Raw genomic sequence first — 14,918 nt, forward strand, 5'->3', positions numbered from 1 at the left:
ATGTTGAAAGCCACCGATCTCAAGATCACCTTCAATCCCGGTACGCCCATCGAGAACACGGCCCTGCGCGGCCTCTCGCTGGAAATCCCGACCGGCCAGTTCGTGGCCGTGATCGGCTCCAACGGTGCCGGCAAGTCGACCTTCCTCAATGCCATCTCCGGTGACCTGCTGGTCGATACCGGCAAGATCGAGATCGACAGTACCGATGTCACCCGCAAGCAGGCATGGGACCGCGCCGGTCTGGTGGCGCGTGTCTTCCAGGACCCGATGGCTGGCACCTGCGAAGCGCTGACCATCGAGGAAAACATGGCCCTGGCCATGGCGCGTGGCCGTCGTCGCGGCTTCAATTTCGCCATTCGCGGCAAGATGCGCGAGCTGTTCCGCGAGAAGCTCTCCATCCTCAACCTGGGTCTGGAGAATCGCCTGACCGACCGCATCGGCCTGCTCTCCGGCGGCCAGCGCCAGGCGGTGAGCCTGCTGATGGCGTCGCTGCAACCGTCACGCATCCTGCTGCTGGACGAGCACACGGCCGCGCTGGACCCCAAGACCGCTGCCTTCGTCCTGGAGCTGACCGCCAAGATCGTCGCCGAGAGCAAGCTGACCACCATGATGGTGACCCACAGCATGCGCCAGGCGCTGGACTACGGCGACCGCACCGTGATGCTGCACCAGGGGCGCGTGGTGCTGGACGTCTCCGGGCCGGAACGCGCCGGGCTGGACGTGCCGGACCTGCTGAAGATGTTCGAGCAGACGCGCGGAGAGAAACTTTCCGACGATGCCCTGCTGCTGGGGTGATCCTCAGCCAGCTGACGCTGCAAAAAGAAAACGGCTCCCTCGGGAGCCGTTTTTCATGAGCGCGAGCGGTAATCAGCTACCGCCGTCATAGCCATTCTGCCGCCAGGCCTCATAGACCACCACCGCCACCGTATTGGACAGGTTGATGCTGCGATTGCCCGGGCGCATCGGCAGGCGGATGCGTTGCGTCGTGGGAAAGGATTCGCGCCGCTCCGGCGCCAGTCCCCGCGTTTCGGAGCCGAAGACGAAGGTGTCGCCAGCACGGAAGGCCAGCCCGGCGAAAGGCGTCGAGCCATGGGTGGTCATGGCGAACATGCGGGTTTCATCGAACTGCGGGTCTTCACGCCGGTGCGCCAGGAAGCTGTCCCAGTCGGGATGTACCTGCATGTTGGCGTATTCGTGATAGTCCAGCCCTGCGCGCCGCATCTTGGCGTCGTCCAGCGGAAAGCCGAGCGGCTCGACCAGATGCAGTTGCGCGCCGGTATTGGCGCACAGGCGGATGATGTTGCCGGTATTGGGAGGGATCTCCGGCTCGACCAGGACGACGTGGAACAAAAGACTCTCCTGCGGGGAAATGGGACAAGCAATAAAGGGAATAAGGGGACCGGCCTGCGCTCAGGTTGGCAGGGTGCGGGCAAACACCAGGTTGGTCACCCGGCGCGCGCCGTGCCGTTTGAGCACGATCGCCACTTCATTCAAGGTGGCGCCGGTGGTCATGACATCATCGACGATGCCCACGTGCAGGCCGCGTACCTGGTCCATCGCTGCGAAGGGCAGGGCGAAGGCCGAGCGTACGTTGCGGGCCCGTGCGCCTACCGGTAGCGCTGATTGCGCCTGGGTTTCCTTCTTGCGCTCCAGCAGGCGGCCATTGAGGGGGATCTCCAGCATCCGGGAAAGGGGCTTGGCGATCTCCAGCGCCTGGTTGAAGCCGCGCTCCTGCAACCGTGCCAGTCCCAGCGGTACCGGTGCCAGTAGCGTCGGCATGGCCAGCTGCACATCACTGCCAGGGACCGGATTGCGACGCGAGGCGTCATAGATCAGGCGGGCCAGCAAGGGCGCCAGGCGCAGGTCTGCGCCGAATTTCAGGGCCAGCGCCAGCTGGTCGGACGGCGCGAAGTAATCGGTGGCGACAATGGTGGCGTCGAAGGCCGGGCGATCCTTGAGACAGGCGCCGCAGCGCAGTTCCTTGCCGGTCACCGGCATCGGCAGGGCGCACTGGATGCAGCGCCGGTGCTGGCGGGTATAGAAGCGCTTGTGACAGGGCGCGCACAGCGTCTCGCGCCCGGCCGCGCCGCACAGCGCGCAGGACGAGGGCAGCAACTGCGGCATGTGCGCCAGCAGCCGCTGCAGCCAGCCGGGACCGGCCGGCTTGCCCGAATTCGACGGTTTCGACGACATGGACGGCTTCGACGACGTCGGCGGCTTGCCAGTGACGGCGCGATAAGCGCCGGCAGGCTTGGCCTGGGCCGGTTTGGCAGGGGAAGTTGGCGGTTTGGGGTCCATGCGTGCGGCGCCCGGGAAAAATGGATTTCGACTAAACTACGCGCATTATCGCATCAGCCCTCCCGGATCTGCTGCCCCTCTGTTTCCCTACACCCGATCCCGATGTCCCTGCCGCCGCCTACAGCCAGCGCCAAGCTGAGCGCTCCCATCGATCTGCCCCTGGTGCGTCGCCGTTTCGGCCAGCCGCAACGGGTGGCCGAGTCCGATTTCCTGCGTCGCGAAGTGTCGGCGCGCATGCAGGAGCGCCTGGCCCTGGTGAAGATAGAACCGCGCGAGGTGCTCGACGCCGGTTGCGGCGAAGGTGCCGACCTGCCGGTGCTGCAGAAGCGTTACCCCGAGGCCAGCGTGATCGGCCTGGATGGTGCCTACGGCATGCTGGCCCGCGCCGCCGAGCACCAGCGCGGCGCGCAGACGGCCATGAACCGGCTCTTCGGCTCCATCAACAAATGGCTGGGGGCTGGCCCTGGTGCCGGCGCCAACGGTCCGCAACTGGCCTGCGCCGATTTCGCCCAGCTGCCGCTGGCCGCCAATGCGCTGGACCTGGTCTGGTCCAACCTGGCCCTGCACTGGCACCCCCAGCCCGACCGGGTATTTGCCGAGTGGCGCCGGGTGCTGCGGGTGGAAGGGCTGCTGATGTTTTCCTGTTTCGGTCCCGATACCCTGCGCGAGGTCCGCAGCGCCTTCGAGAGCATCGATCTTGCACCGCACACCTTGCCTTTCGTCGACATGCACGACTTCGGCGACATGCTGGTCAATGCCGGCTTCTCCACGCCCGTCATGGACATGGAGACCATTACCGTGACCTATGAAACCCCTCAGCGCCTGCTGGAAGACGTGCGTGCCTGGGGCGGCAATCCACTCGAATCGCGGCGCCGCAGCATGATGAGCCGCCATCAGTACCAGCGCCTGCTGGCGGCCTTCGAAGCCATGCGCAAGCCCGACGGCAAGATCCCGCTGACCTTCGAGATCGTCTATGGCCACGCCTTCCGTCCGGTACCCAAGACCACGGCGGCCGGGGAGAGCATCATCCGTTTCGAACGGCCCCCGCGATAGGCCCTGGCTGTTCTCCACTTTATCCATTACTTCATATAAGGCTTAGTCGCACAGCACTATCTGGCTGTGCGCATAGTTGCTGTATCGTGACGCCCGGCCTCACCCCTGCACACCCTGTAGTCGCCCGCCAAGCCAGGCCCATGGCCGCTGTGCGGCAGGCGGCGGGGTGTGCTGGTGCGGCCGCCGGCGCTGCCGTTGTCAATGCGGCGGTGCGTGCTTGATCCATGGCGACGTTAGCCCTTATACTCAAATGGGTAAAAAAATTCACACAAAGAAATTCCAGCACGAACAAATAGCAAGAATAAATAAAGACCGCAAAACGGATAGCCACGGATAGCGTCAAGACCAGGCAGGCCAGCCAGCAAGACCGGGCCGCCCCCGCCATCCAGTGAGTGATCCTGCAGCGGATCGAAACAGAGACACGCTCGACCGACAATCATGCTGGCGAGGTGCTATGGAGACGCGGGAATGGATATTGAAGCGCAATTGTTCGATTGCGCCACGTCAGCTGGCGTGGGTCTTCGCAATCCTTTGTACGGTTTCACTCACGGTCGCGCTGGGCTTCACGCTCCACGGCGCCTGGACCATCCTGTTTTTTTCAGTCATTGAATTATTGGCGGTGGGCGCGGCCATGCTGGTCTACGCCCGTCACGCCACGGATCGCGAAGTAGTGATGCTGGTCGATGATGGCCTGGTGGTCGAACTCTTCCAGGGTAGTCATCGGCATCGCAGCAAATTGCAGTTGCATGGCATGCGCATCGCTTTTCCAGCAGGACGCCAGGCACTGGTGGCCCTGGAGAGCCGGGGGCAGCGCGTGGAAGTGGGACGGTTCATGAGCGAGTGGAAGCGATACGAATTCGCGCAGGAGCTGGAGCGCGCACTCTCCGCCAGGGCCGGCGGGACGGCTGCACTCTCATTCTTATAATTTTGGGCTTTTGAGGAAATCCATGAAACTTGCGAAGCGCCTTCAATCCCTGACCCTCGGTGCCTCGCTGCTGGCAGCCGGCTTGCCGGCCTGGGCAGTGGTGGACAGTCCGGGGGGACCGGCCGTGCTGCAGATGAACTTCCAGCCGCCGGTGACCAAGATCGCCGAGCAGATCTACGACCTGCACATCCTGATGCTGATCATCTGCCTGGTGATCTTCGTGGCGGTGTTCGGGGTCATGTTCTATTCCATCATCAAGCACCGCAAGTCGGTCGGCCACAAGGCCGCCACCTTCCACGAAAGCACGACCGTGGAAATCGCCTGGACCGTGGTGCCATTCCTGATCGTGATCGGCATGGCCCTGCCGGCTACCAAGACGGTGGTCGCCATGAAGGACACCTCCAACGCCGACCTCACCATCAAGGTCACCGGCATGCAATGGAAGTGGGGCTACGACTACCTCAAGGGCGAAGGGGAAGGCATTTCCTTCCTCTCCAACCTGGCCACGCCGCGCGAGCAGATCACCGATCCCTCGCTGAAGAAGAACGACAACTACCTCATCGAGGTGGACAACCCCGTCGTGGTGCCGGTCAACAAGAAGGTGCGCATCGTCACCACCGCCAACGACGTGATCCACTCCTGGACCATCCCCGCCTTCGGCGTGAAGCAGGATGCCATCCCCGGCTTCGTGCGCGATACCTGGTTCCGCGCCGAGAAGATCGGCACCTATCGCGGCCAGTGCGTGGAACTGTGCGGCAAGGACCACGCCTTCATGCCCATCGTGGTCAACGTGGTCAGCGATGACGACTACAAGAAGTGGGTCGACGAAAAGAAGAAGGAAATGGCCGCCAAGGCTGATGACCCCACCAAGACCTGGACCGTGGACGAGTTGAAGCAGCGTGGCGAAAAGGTCTATGCCGCCAACTGCGTGACCTGCCACCAGGCCAACGGCAAGGGTCTGCCGGGCGCCTTCCCGGCGCTCGATGGCAGCCCGGTGGTCAATGGCCCCAGGGCTGACCAGATCCACCTGGTGCTCAACGGCAAGAACGCCATGCCGCCCTGGAAGGGCTCGCTCAACGACACCGAGATCGCCGCCGTCATCACCTACACGCGTAACGCCTGGTCCAACAAGGCCGCGGAAAACATCGTGCAGCCGGCCGAAGTGCTGGCCGCCCGCAAGTAATCGTTTGGAGAACCGGACATGACTACCACTGTCGACCACGCCCCCGACCATTCCCACGATCACGGGCATGGGCATGCTCACGACGATCACCACGATCATGCGCACGATCACCCCCACGGCTGGCGGCGCTGGCTCTTCGCCACCAACCACAAGGACATCGGCACGCTCTACCTGTGGTTCTCGTTCACCATGCTGCTCTCTGGCGGGGTGCTGGCGCTGTTGATCCGGGCCGAGCTGTTCCATCCCGGTCTGCAATTCTTCCGTCCCGAATTCTTCAACCAGTTGACCACCATGCACGGCCTGGTGATGGTGTTCGGCGCGATCATGCCGGCCTTCGTGGGCTTCGCCAACTGGATGATTCCGCTGCAGATCGGCGCCTCCGACATGGCCTTCGCGCGGATGAACAATTTCTCCTTCTGGCTGCTGCCACCGGCCGCCCTGCTGCTGGCGGGTTCCTTCCTGGTGCCGGGTGGCGCCACTGCCGCCGGCTGGACGCTGTACGCACCGCTGTCGACCCAGATGGGGCCCGGCATGGACATGGGTATCTTCGCCATGCACATCATGGGTGCCTCTTCCATCATGGGCTCGATCAACATCATCGTCACCATCCTCAACATGCGCGCGCCCGGCATGACGCTGATGAAGATGCCCATGTTCTGCTGGACCTGGCTGATCACCGCCTACCTGCTCATCGCCGTCATGCCGGTGCTGGCCGGTGCCATCACCATGACGCTGACCGACCGTCACTTCGGCACCTCCTTCTTCAACGCCGCCGGCGGTGGCGACCCGGTGATGTACCAGCACATCTTCTGGTTCTTCGGTCACCCAGAGGTCTACATCATGATCCTGCCGGCCTTCGGCATCGTCTCGCAGATCATCCCGGCCTTCGCCCGCAAGCCGCTGTTCGGCTATGCCTCCATGGTGTATGCGACCGCCTCGATCGCGATCCTGTCCTTCATCGTCTGGGCGCACCACATGTTCACCACCGGCATGCCGGTCACCGCGCAGCTGTTCTTCATGTACGCCACCATGTTGATTGCCGTGCCCACCGGCGTGAAGATCTTCAACTGGATCGCCACCATGTGGCGCGGCTCGATGACCTTCGAGACGCCGATGCTGTTCTCGGTGGGCTTCATCTTCGTCTTCACCATGGGCGGCTTCACCGGCCTGATCCTGGCGGTTACGCCCATCGACATCCAGATGCAGGACACCTATTACGTGGTGGCCCACTTCCACTACGTGCTGGTGGCCGGTTCCCTGTTTGCGCTCTTCGCCGGTTACTACTACTGGGGTCCCAAGTGGACCGGCTACATGTACAACGAATGGCGCGGCAAGTTCCACTTCTGGGCCTCGCTGATCACCTTCAACATCACCTTCTTCCCGATGCACTTCCTGGGTCTGGCCGGCATGCCGCGTCGCTATGCCGACTACCCGGCGCAGTTCACCGATTTCAACATGGTCGCCTCCATCGGCGCCTTCGGTTTCGGCCTGTCGCAGGTGTACTTCCTGTTCTTCGTGGTGATTCCCTCCATCAAGGGCGGCCAGAAGGCCGAAGCCAAGCCCTGGGATGGCGCCGAAGGCCTGGAATGGACCGTGCCCAGCCCGGCGCCCTTCCACACCTTTGAAGAACCGCCGGTGGTGAAGTAAGCGCCTGTGGACAAGACAACCTACGCCAACGGAGCCGCCATGAGCGAACGCAAGAAGCCCAACAACCTGCGCACCGGCCTCCTGCTGGGGCTGGTGGCGCTGGCCTTCTTCGTGGGGATTTTCATCAACCGTATCTGGTTCGCCAAATGACTCGTCCATCGGATCAGGAGCAACAAGCAGAAGAGCGTGGCCTGAACCGCACGATGCTCAGGAAGCTGGTCGTGGTGGCGGTACTGATGTTCGGTTTCGGTTACGCGCTGATCCCGGTCTATCGCAAGATCTGTGAAGTGACCGGGGTGAATTTCCTCACCCCCAAGGACGTGACGGTAGAGGCGCCGGCCAATACGCAGATCGACAAGACGCGCACGATCACGGTGGAGTTCGATGGCAATGCCCAGGGACCGTGGCGTTTCCGGCCCACGGTGACCAGCATGCAGGTGCATCCGGGCGAGATGACGCAAGTCACCTACGAGGTGGTCAATACCCAGGCGCGCAATGTCGACGCCCAGGCCATCCCCAGCTATGCGCCGCAGCAATCGGCGGCCTTCTTCAAGAAGGTGGAGTGCTTCTGCTTCACCCAGCAGACGCTGGGGCCCAACCAGGCCAAGCAGATGCCGGTGGTGTTCTATATCGATCCGAAGTTGCCCAAGGAGGTGACCACGATCACGCTGTCCTATACCTTCTTCGAGATCAACGGCAAGGACAAGACGGCAGGCTGAAGCAGGGCTGGCCCTGCGAGGAGACGGTTTGGACGATGAGCTGAAACAGGCGGCGCAGCGCAAGGCCTCGTTCGGCGCGACGATGAAGGCGGTGTTCTGGTCCTTCTTCGGCGTGCGCAAGCGCAAGGATTACGAATCGGATGCCGCCAGGCTCAATCCGGTGCACGTGATCATCGCCGGCATCCTCGGCGCGGCCATCTTCATCGCCATCTTGGTGACCATCGTCAAGCTGGTGGTGGCCAGTGCGGCGGGTGGCTAGACGGGTGGTGACGCGCATGGGACGTGGGTGGCCATTGAGCGGGCCGGTAGAGGCAGCGATGGATTTGAGCATTAGGAAAAAGTGAACCTGGAACGCAATGGCATTCACCACAGATGAATGCAGCACCAGACCAGGCAACCGTAATCGGATTTCGTACCGGGAGAAGAACATGAGTTCTCAGCAAGCCAAGGCGCCCCATTATTTCGTTCCAGGCCCGTCGCGCTGGCCGATGATGGCAGGCATTTCCATGCTCATCACCATGATCGGGGCCTCGGCCTGGGTCAACGGGGTGTCGTGGGCGCCCTATGTCAATATCCTCGGTATCCTGATGGTGTTGGTGGTGCTGTATTACTGGTTCGGCGACGCCATCGGCGAATCCGAGTCCGGTCTCTACAGCGAGCGCATCGACCTCTCCTATCGCTGGAGCATGAGCTGGTTCATCTTCTCGGAGGTGATGTTCTTTGCCGCCTTCTTCGGTGCGCTGTTCTATGCCCGCAGCATCACCATGCCCTGGCTGGCTGACCTCGACCACAAGCTGATCTGGCCAGACTTCGCCGGTCAGTGGGGCAATGTCGGCCCGGCGGGAACGGTGGAGAACTTCACCACCATGGGACCGTTCCCCATTCCCACCATCAACACCTTGCTGCTGCTGACCTCCGGCGTGACGCTGACCATTTCGCACCATGCGCTGCGCGCCGGACATCGTACGCAGACGGCGGTGTGGCTCTTCCTCACCATCCTGCTGGGCGCGGTCTTCATGGGCTTCCAGGCCTATGAATACATCCACGCCTACCATGAGCTGAACCTGAAGCTGACCTCGGGCATCTACGGTTCCACCTTCTTCATGCTGACCGGTTTCCACGGCTTCCACGTGACCATGGGCGCTATCATGCTGTCGGTGGTGCTGTATCGCCTGCTGCGGGGGCACTTCACGCCGACCCACCATTTCGCCTTCGAGGGGGCGGCCTGGTATTGGCACTTCGTAGACGTGGTGTGGCTGGGACTGTACGTGGTGGTGTACTGGCTGTAAGCCTGGTGAATTCCTGGCAATCCAGGTAGTCCAGTCAAGTGAGGGCCGCACTTCGGTGCGGCCTTTTCATGTGAGGGAAGGTTTCAGCGGATGCCGGTCGGCTGTATCCAGCCCAGCTTGTAGCTCAGCAGGATGAACAGGAACAGCGCCACCGAAAAGCCCACTCGCAAGGTCAGCGCCTGGACCGTGCGATTGCTCTTGCCCTTGTCGCGCATGAGGAAGATCAGTGCCGAGGCCAGGCTGGCCAGGATCAGGATGAAGGCGATGGCGACGATGATTTTCATGGCGGTAGAATTCCTGTCTCGGTCCGCTGGCTTGGGGTAGTATGCAGCGCTGGTTTACTTAGTTTTTCCGTTCCAGTTGTGGGTTCATTGTAAGGCCAAACCTCCCCGATGCCGACCAGATTCCGCTTTCGCATTATTCCCTTCTGCGCCACGTTGATCGTGGCCGCCGCCGGTATCGCGCTGGGGCAATGGCAGAGTCATCGGGCGGCGGAGAAAACCGCCCTGCAGCAGCACATGCAGGCGCGTGCCGGCGAAACGCCATTGCTGACCCTGCCCGCGGAAGCGGTCACCAGCGATATGGAATTCCGCCATATCAAGCTGCGTGGAGAGTTCGTTCCGCAGTGGACGCTTTATCTGGAAAATCGTCCCTACAATGGCGCCGTCGGGTTTCACGTGCTGACGTTATTCAAGCCGGAAGGCAGCCCGCAGGCCGTGGTCGTGGCGCGCGGCTGGGCGCCGCGTGATGCCGCCGATCGCACGCGGGTACCGCAGGTGGCACCACCTGCGGGTGTGACGGAAGTGGAGGGCGTGCTGCGCCATGATGCCGGCCACGTGCTGCAGCTGGGCCAGGCCGATGCGCCCCGGCCGCAGGCCATCCTGCAGAATCTGGACATCCCCGCACTGGCGCAGGCCAGCGGCATGGCGCTTTCGCCGCTGGTGCTAGAGCAGGGCGGTAAGCCCGGTGATGCGCTGGTACGCGACTGGCCCGCGCCTTCGCTGGGCATCGACCGCCATCGCGGTTACGCGGTGCAATGGTATGCACTGGCCGCCATGGCGCTGATTTTTTTCATCGTGACAGGATACAAACGTGGTCGTCATGACAAAGCCTGAAGTCCCTGCCAAGCCGGCGCCCCTGGAAGATGCGCGCCGTCGCCGCCTCGGTCGCTGGAAGATGCTGGCCATCGTGGCGGTCTGTGCTGCGCCGCTGATCGCCTCCTATTTCACCTACTACGTGGTCAAGCCGCAGAGCCGCAACAACTACGGCGCCTTGATCGACCCGCGCCAGTATCCGATTCCCGACCTGGGCAGCAGCGCCATCGATGGCGGCCCTGCCAGGCTTGAGGATTACAAGGGCAAGTGGGTGATGTTGCAGGTGGACCGCGGCGAATGCGGCGCGCCCTGCCAGCAGAAACTGCTGACCATGCGCCAGCTGCGGCTGATGCAGGGCAAGGAGATGGAGCGCGTCGAACGCGTCTGGCTGGTGACCGATCGCGCACCCATCCAGACCCTGCTCCTGCGCGAATACGACGGAACCGATATCCTTCGGGTGGACGCCGGCAAATTGCAGTCCTGGTTGCCGGTCGATGCCGGTACCTCGGTCGAAGACCACATCTACCTGATCGACCCGCTGGGCAATCTGATGATGCGCTTCCCCAAGGACCCCGATCCCGGCAAGATGAAGAAGGACATTTCCAAGCTGCTGCGCGCTTCGGCCATCGGGTGATGCCCGGGCCGGCACGCATGCTGACGCAAGTTTGAATCAAGATGAATGCAACGACGCTGATACAACTGGGCCTGACCGGGCTCGTGGTCGCCCTGATCCCCCTGGCGCTGGTCTCGCGCGCACAGGGCGTGGCCAACAAATACCGCAAGCTGGTGTGGGTGACGCTGTTCTTTACCTTCGACCTGATCATGTTCGGCGCCTTCACGCGCCTGACCGATTCCGGCCTCGGTTGCCCCGACTGGCCGGGTTGCTACAGCCACGCCAATCCGCTGCTGGCGCATGAACACATCAATGCCGCCCAGGAAGCCATGCCCTTCGGCCCGGTCACCTGGGCCAAGGCCTGGATCGAGATGATCCACCGTTATTTCGCCATGGCGGTGGGCTTCCTGATCATCGTGCTGATGGTGACGGCGTGGCGACGCTGGATCAGATCGGGCAGGACCGAGCTGCAGTTCCGCCCCTGGTTCCCTACGGCCCTGCTGGGCTTCGTCTGCCTGCAGGGGGCCTTCGGTGCCTGGACCGTGACCATGAAGCTGCAACCCGTCATCGTCACGATTCACCTGCTGCTGGGCCTGACATTGCTGGCCATGCTGGCCTGGCTGGGCGCGCGGCAGGAGACCCATGTGCCGGTTTCTGCGGCCGGGCGCGCCTTGATCGTGCCGGCCACCATCGGCGCCGCCCTGCTGGCGCTGCAGATCGCGCTGGGGGGCTGGGTGAGTACCAACTATGCGGCGCTGGCCTGTTCCGATTTCCCGCTCTGCAACGGTCAGCTGGTGCCGCAGATGGACTTCGAGCACGGCTTTACCCTGTGGCGCCACCTGGGCATGACCTCGGCCGGCGACTACCTGCCGGTCGAAGCGCTGACCGCAATCCACTGGGTGCACCGCAGTTTTGCCTTTGTCGTGATCTTGTATGTTGTATGGCTGGCACACCGCGCCCTGCGTGACGAGGGCTTGCGCAAGACCGCCCGCTGGATGCTGATCGTGCTGGGTTTGCAGCTCTGTACCGGTCTGGCGACCATCTATCTGAACTGGCCGCTGGCCATTGCCGTGGTCCATAACGGCGGGGCGGCGCTGCTGGTCATCCTCATGGTCATGTTAAACTACAAGGTCCGTTACGCACCCTCCGGCCTGGCCGTCGCTGCTCCACCAGCATCCGCCCGGCCCGTCACGCCATGACCACACTGACCGCCCAACCCAACCGCATCGCCCAGTACTGGGCACTGACCAAGCCGCGTGTGACGCAGCTGGCCGTGTTCTGTGCCGTGATCGGCATGTTCCTCTCCACGCCCGATCTGCCGGATTGGCACAAGGTCATTTTCGGGACGGTGGGTATCTGGCTCCTGGCCGGGGCCGCCTTCGCCATCAATTGCCTGGTCGAGCGCGAGATTGATTCGCGCATGGCCCGCACCGCCCGCCGGCCACTGGCGCGCGGCGAAATCACGGTGCCGCAGACGCTGGTGTTCTCGGGCGTACTCGGCGGCCTGGGCATGTGGGTGCTGTACAACCTGGTCAATCCGCTGACCATGTGGCTGACCTTCGCCACCTTCGTCGGCTACGCCATCATCTACACCATCATCCTCAAGCCCGCCACCTCGCAGAACATCGTCATCGGCGGCCTGGCCGGCGCCATGCCACCCGCCCTGGGCTGGGCTGCGATTGCCAACGACGTGCCGATGCAGGCCTGGGTGCTGGTGATGATCATCTTCATCTGGACGCCGCCGCACTTCTGGGCGCTGGCCATGTACCGCCGTGACGACTACGCCAAGTCCGGCCTGCCCATGCTGCCCATCACGCACGGCATGGATGTGACCAAGTTGCACATCCTGATGTACACCATCGCGCTCTTCGCCGTGAGCCTGCTGCCCTTTGCCATTGGCATGAGCGGCCTGATCTATCTGGCCACGGCGGTCGTGCTGGGAGCGATCTTCTTCTGGTATTCCTGGCAGATCTATCGCCGCTACACCGACCTGATCGCGCGCAAGGCCTTCGCCTATTCCATCGTCTACCTGTCCATCCTGTTTGCGGTACTGCTGGTGGATCACTATTTCCTGTTCCGCGGTTTCTAAGCCCATGAAAAGATTTTTCTCGGCGCTGCTGCTGGCCGGCTGCGCAACGTTGCTGGCGGCCTGTGGCCCGTCCAAGCCTGAGCTGAAGTTCAACAATACCGATGTCACCGGCCTGGACTACGCCAAGGACTTCGCCTTGACCGACCACAACGGCAAGCCGCGCACCCTGGCCGATTTCAAGGGCAAGGTGGTGGTCATGTTCTTCGGCTACACCCAGTGCCCGGACGTCTGCCCGACCACCATGATCGAGATGGCCAATGTCATGAAGGAACTGGGGCCGGATGCGGACAAGGTGCAAGTGCTCTTTGTCACCGTCGATCCCGAGCGCGATACGCAGGAAGTGCTGTCGCAATACGTGCCAGCCTTCGACAAGCGTTTCCTGGGCCTGCGCGGTGACCTTCCGCAGACCGAGAAGGTCGCCAAGGAATTCAAGGTGTTCTACCAGAAGGTACCTGGCAAGCAGCCCGGCAGCTACACCATGGACCATACGGCCGGCAGCTATGTGTTCGACACCCAGGGCCACATCCGCCTGTTCGTCAAGCACGGCCAGGGACCGCAGACCCTGACGCATGACATCAAGCTGCTGTTGAACTGAGCCGGAGAGCTCATCCAGAGATGGAAAAAAGAAAGGCGCCCGAGGGCGCCTTTCTTGTTGCTGCGATGCGGATCAGCCGGATCAGGAATAGGCCTGCAGCGCCGTCTTCATCTTCTTCAATGCGACCGCTTCGATCTGGCGAATACGCTCGGCAGACACACCGAACTCATCAGCCAGCTCATGCAGGGTGGCACCCGAACCATCGTCATTGGCCAGCCAGCGGGCTTCGACGATACGGCGCGAGCGGTCATCCAGCTTGGACAGTGCGGCTTCCAGGCCTTCCGATTGCAGGCGATCGTACTGCTTGGCCTCGATCACGCGGGTCGGCTCCGAATTGTCGGAAGACAGGTAGGCGATGGGTGCGAACTTGTCATCTTCATCATCGGTGGGCGACTCCAGGGCGATATCGCGACCGGACAGACGGGTTTCCATCTCGATCACTTCCTCGCGCTTGACGTCCAGGGTCTTGGCCAGCGCCTCGACCTGTGCCGGGGTCATCGCGTCCAGACCTTCCTTGTGGCTGCGCAGGTTGAAGAACAGCTTGCGCTGGGCCTTGGTGGTAGCAACCTTCACCAGACGCCAGTTCTTCAGGATGTACTCGTGGATCTCGGCCTTGATCCAGTGCATGGCGTAGGACACCAGACGCACGTTCTGCGCCGGATCGAAACGCTTGACGGCCTTCATCAGGCCGATGTTGCCTTCCTGGATCAGGTCGGCGTGCGGCAGGCCATAGCCGAGATAACCACGGGCGATCGAGACGACCAGGCGCAGGTGCGACAACACCATCTTCTGGGCGGCACCCAGGTCATTCTTTTCGCGCAGGTCGCGGGCCAGCTTGATCTCTTCCTCGTGGGTCAGCATGGGCAGGCGGTTCACTGCGGAAATATACGCGTCGATATTGCCCAGGCTGCCGGAAAAACCCAGCGCGAGTGCATTGGACTCGGCAGGCATGAGTGCAGTTTGTGCAGACGCAGTTTTCATGGATTCTCCTCGTTCCTAGCGGAAACAGTATGAAGCGGTAAGCTTTGGGGCCGGCGCCGGTGGCTTGGCGCGGCAGATGCGCAGCGGGCGCATCGTCTCGGTTTGTTGCAGTGCTCACATAAAACTGGAGCAATTCGATAAGGTATTCTAGCACTCGTCACCCCAGAGTGCTAATAGCATGATTGGGAAGCGTTGATAGCCGACGACTATTGCCGATCAGTCCCTCATTGCATTATTTCCCCTTCATATTAGTCGCCTTTGGGCGACAAAAGTTGCGATGCGGGTCAAAAGCAGGCGAGAAACTTGTAACAATTTTTGCAGCGCGCCACGGGGCTGGGAAGAGGCAGACGCCAGGGCAGAAAAGGGAGCACAGACAGAAGTGCCGCTTTGCCGGCAGGGACCGGCGACCACCCTTGGGAAGACGTACGAGAC

Annotated in this window: 18 protein-coding genes; 14 read left to right on the forward strand and 4 right to left on the reverse strand. The window is 62.4% G+C overall.

The window, feature by feature from the left end:
- The gene (locus tag ACEOAC_RS03670) at positions 1-795 is read left to right on the forward strand and encodes an ABC transporter ATP-binding protein (RefSeq protein ID WP_413445725.1); all 795 of its coding nucleotides are present in this window, start codon (positions 1-3) and stop codon (positions 793-795) included.
- A 72-nt stretch (positions 796-867) separates the two neighbouring features.
- Here the strand turns inward: ACEOAC_RS03670 and ACEOAC_RS03675 are convergent, their stop codons facing one another.
- Entirely contained in the window at positions 868-1,350 is a 483-nt protein-coding gene (locus ACEOAC_RS03675; protein ID WP_182993106.1) for a tRNA (cytidine(34)-2'-O)-methyltransferase, read from the reverse strand.
- Positions 1,351-1,410: 60 nt separating this feature from the next.
- Positions 1,411-2,298 carry a phosphoribosyltransferase family protein gene (locus ACEOAC_RS03680; RefSeq protein WP_413628696.1) on the reverse strand — a complete coding sequence of 296 codons (888 nt, stop codon included), beginning with the start codon at positions 2,296-2,298 and terminating at the stop codon, positions 1,411-1,413.
- Positions 2,299-2,400: 102 nt separating this feature from the next.
- Here ACEOAC_RS03680 and ACEOAC_RS03685 point away from each other — a divergent pair, with 102 nt between their 5' ends.
- The 8 genes from ACEOAC_RS03685 (at position 2,401) to ACEOAC_RS03720 (ending at position 9,114) form a co-directional block, all read left to right on the forward strand.
- On the forward strand, positions 2,401-3,351 hold the full coding sequence (locus tag ACEOAC_RS03685) for a methyltransferase domain-containing protein (RefSeq protein ID WP_413444187.1): 951 nt from the start codon (positions 2,401-2,403) through the stop codon (positions 3,349-3,351).
- A gap of 454 nt (positions 3,352-3,805) precedes the next feature.
- Entirely contained in the window at positions 3,806-4,276 is a 471-nt protein-coding gene (locus tag ACEOAC_RS03690; protein ID WP_006461512.1) for a DUF2244 domain-containing protein, read from the forward strand.
- Positions 4,277-4,298: 22 nt separating this feature from the next.
- Positions 4,299-5,459 (forward strand): cytochrome c oxidase subunit II, encoded by a 1,161-nt coding sequence (coxB, locus tag ACEOAC_RS03695; RefSeq protein WP_077236087.1) that lies wholly within the window; start codon positions 4,299-4,301, stop codon positions 5,457-5,459.
- An 18-nt stretch (positions 5,460-5,477) separates the two neighbouring features.
- Entirely contained in the window at positions 5,478-7,106 is a 1,629-nt protein-coding gene (ctaD, locus tag ACEOAC_RS03700) for a cytochrome c oxidase subunit I (RefSeq protein ID WP_077236086.1), read from the forward strand.
- Positions 7,107-7,145: 39 nt separating this feature from the next.
- Positions 7,146-7,256, forward strand: coding sequence for a cytochrome oxidase small assembly protein (locus ACEOAC_RS03705; RefSeq protein ID WP_006461515.1), 111 nt, complete (start codon positions 7,146-7,148; stop codon positions 7,254-7,256).
- Positions 7,253-7,825: a cytochrome c oxidase assembly protein gene (locus tag ACEOAC_RS03710; RefSeq protein ID WP_039873973.1), complete on the forward strand. Its 573-nt coding sequence runs from the start codon at positions 7,253-7,255 to the stop codon at positions 7,823-7,825. Before ACEOAC_RS03705 ends, ACEOAC_RS03710 begins: the two co-directional genes overlap by 4 nt.
- Before the next feature lie 28 nt (positions 7,826-7,853).
- On the forward strand, positions 7,854-8,084 hold the full coding sequence (locus ACEOAC_RS03715; protein WP_006461517.1) for a DUF2970 domain-containing protein: 231 nt from the start codon (positions 7,854-7,856) through the stop codon (positions 8,082-8,084).
- A gap of 169 nt (positions 8,085-8,253) precedes the next feature.
- Complete coding sequence (locus ACEOAC_RS03720) at positions 8,254-9,114, forward strand: cytochrome c oxidase subunit 3 (RefSeq protein ID WP_039873976.1); 861 nt, start codon at positions 8,254-8,256, stop codon at positions 9,112-9,114.
- Between the two features lie 83 nt (positions 9,115-9,197).
- On the opposite strand, the gene ACEOAC_RS03725 is transcribed toward ACEOAC_RS03720, so the two are convergent.
- Entirely contained in the window at positions 9,198-9,398 is a 201-nt protein-coding gene (locus ACEOAC_RS03725) for a twin transmembrane helix small protein (RefSeq protein ID WP_006461519.1), read from the reverse strand.
- Between the two features lie 108 nt (positions 9,399-9,506).
- On the opposite strand from ACEOAC_RS03725, the gene ACEOAC_RS03730 reads away from it, so the two are divergent.
- Genes ACEOAC_RS03730 through ACEOAC_RS03750 form a run of 5 tightly spaced genes read left to right on the forward strand, consistent with a single transcriptional unit; the run spans position 9,507 to position 13,505 of the window.
- Positions 9,507-10,229, forward strand: a complete 723-nt coding sequence (locus ACEOAC_RS03730; RefSeq protein ID WP_413444188.1) for an SURF1 family protein — start codon at positions 9,507-9,509, stop codon at positions 10,227-10,229.
- Positions 10,216-10,842 (forward strand): SCO family protein, encoded by a 627-nt coding sequence (locus ACEOAC_RS03735; RefSeq protein WP_413444194.1) that lies wholly within the window; start codon positions 10,216-10,218, stop codon positions 10,840-10,842. Before ACEOAC_RS03730 ends, ACEOAC_RS03735 begins: the two co-directional genes overlap by 14 nt.
- Before the next feature lie 41 nt (positions 10,843-10,883).
- Positions 10,884-12,020: a COX15/CtaA family protein gene (locus ACEOAC_RS03740; protein ID WP_077236083.1), complete on the forward strand. Its 1,137-nt coding sequence runs from the start codon at positions 10,884-10,886 to the stop codon at positions 12,018-12,020.
- A complete protein-coding gene (gene cyoE, locus ACEOAC_RS03745; protein ID WP_006461523.1) occupies positions 12,017-12,910 on the forward strand; it encodes a heme o synthase in 894 nt (297 codons plus the stop codon). Before ACEOAC_RS03740 ends, cyoE begins: the two co-directional genes overlap by 4 nt.
- A 4-nt stretch (positions 12,911-12,914) precedes the next feature.
- Positions 12,915-13,505 carry an SCO family protein gene (locus ACEOAC_RS03750; protein WP_077236082.1) on the forward strand — a complete coding sequence of 197 codons (591 nt, stop codon included), beginning with the start codon at positions 12,915-12,917 and terminating at the stop codon, positions 13,503-13,505.
- Between the two features lie 81 nt (positions 13,506-13,586).
- Here ACEOAC_RS03750 and rpoH read toward each other — a convergent pair whose 3' ends face one another.
- The gene (gene rpoH / locus ACEOAC_RS03755) at positions 13,587-14,486 is read right to left on the reverse strand and encodes an RNA polymerase sigma factor RpoH (protein WP_077236081.1); all 900 of its coding nucleotides are present in this window, start codon (positions 14,484-14,486) and stop codon (positions 13,587-13,589) included.
- Between the last annotated feature and the right edge of the window lie 432 nt (positions 14,487-14,918).

This window comes from Herbaspirillum frisingense, assembly GCF_047325095.1.
Classification (GTDB): domain Bacteria; phylum Pseudomonadota; class Gammaproteobacteria; order Burkholderiales; family Burkholderiaceae_D; genus Herbaspirillum; species Herbaspirillum frisingense.

Coding starts and splice junctions, on each gene's coding strand:
- ACEOAC_RS03670 (WP_413445725.1), top strand. CDS start 1: ATGTTGAAAGCCACCGATCTCAAGATCACCTTCAATCCCGGTACGCCC.
- ACEOAC_RS03680 (WP_413628696.1), bottom strand. CDS start 2,298: ATGGACCCCAAACCGCCAACTTCCCCTGCCAAACCGGCCCAGGCCAAG.
- ACEOAC_RS03685 (WP_413444187.1), top strand. CDS start 2,401: ATGTCCCTGCCGCCGCCTACAGCCAGCGCCAAGCTGAGCGCTCCCATC.
- ACEOAC_RS03690 (WP_006461512.1), top strand. CDS start 3,806: ATGGAGACGCGGGAATGGATATTGAAGCGCAATTGTTCGATTGCGCCA.
- coxB (WP_077236087.1), top strand. CDS start 4,299: ATGAAACTTGCGAAGCGCCTTCAATCCCTGACCCTCGGTGCCTCGCTG.
- ctaD (WP_077236086.1), top strand. CDS start 5,478: ATGACTACCACTGTCGACCACGCCCCCGACCATTCCCACGATCACGGG.
- ACEOAC_RS03705 (WP_006461515.1), top strand. CDS start 7,146: ATGAGCGAACGCAAGAAGCCCAACAACCTGCGCACCGGCCTCCTGCTG.
- ACEOAC_RS03710 (WP_039873973.1), top strand. CDS start 7,253: ATGACTCGTCCATCGGATCAGGAGCAACAAGCAGAAGAGCGTGGCCTG.
- ACEOAC_RS03720 (WP_039873976.1), top strand. CDS start 8,254: ATGAGTTCTCAGCAAGCCAAGGCGCCCCATTATTTCGTTCCAGGCCCG.
- ACEOAC_RS03725 (WP_006461519.1), bottom strand. CDS start 9,398: ATGAAAATCATCGTCGCCATCGCCTTCATCCTGATCCTGGCCAGCCTG.
- ACEOAC_RS03730 (WP_413444188.1), top strand. CDS start 9,507: ATGCCGACCAGATTCCGCTTTCGCATTATTCCCTTCTGCGCCACGTTG.
- ACEOAC_RS03735 (WP_413444194.1), top strand. CDS start 10,216: ATGACAAAGCCTGAAGTCCCTGCCAAGCCGGCGCCCCTGGAAGATGCG.
- ACEOAC_RS03740 (WP_077236083.1), top strand. CDS start 10,884: ATGAATGCAACGACGCTGATACAACTGGGCCTGACCGGGCTCGTGGTC.
- cyoE (WP_006461523.1), top strand. CDS start 12,017: ATGACCACACTGACCGCCCAACCCAACCGCATCGCCCAGTACTGGGCA.
- ACEOAC_RS03750 (WP_077236082.1), top strand. CDS start 12,915: ATGAAAAGATTTTTCTCGGCGCTGCTGCTGGCCGGCTGCGCAACGTTG.
- rpoH (WP_077236081.1), bottom strand. CDS start 14,486: ATGAAAACTGCGTCTGCACAAACTGCACTCATGCCTGCCGAGTCCAAT.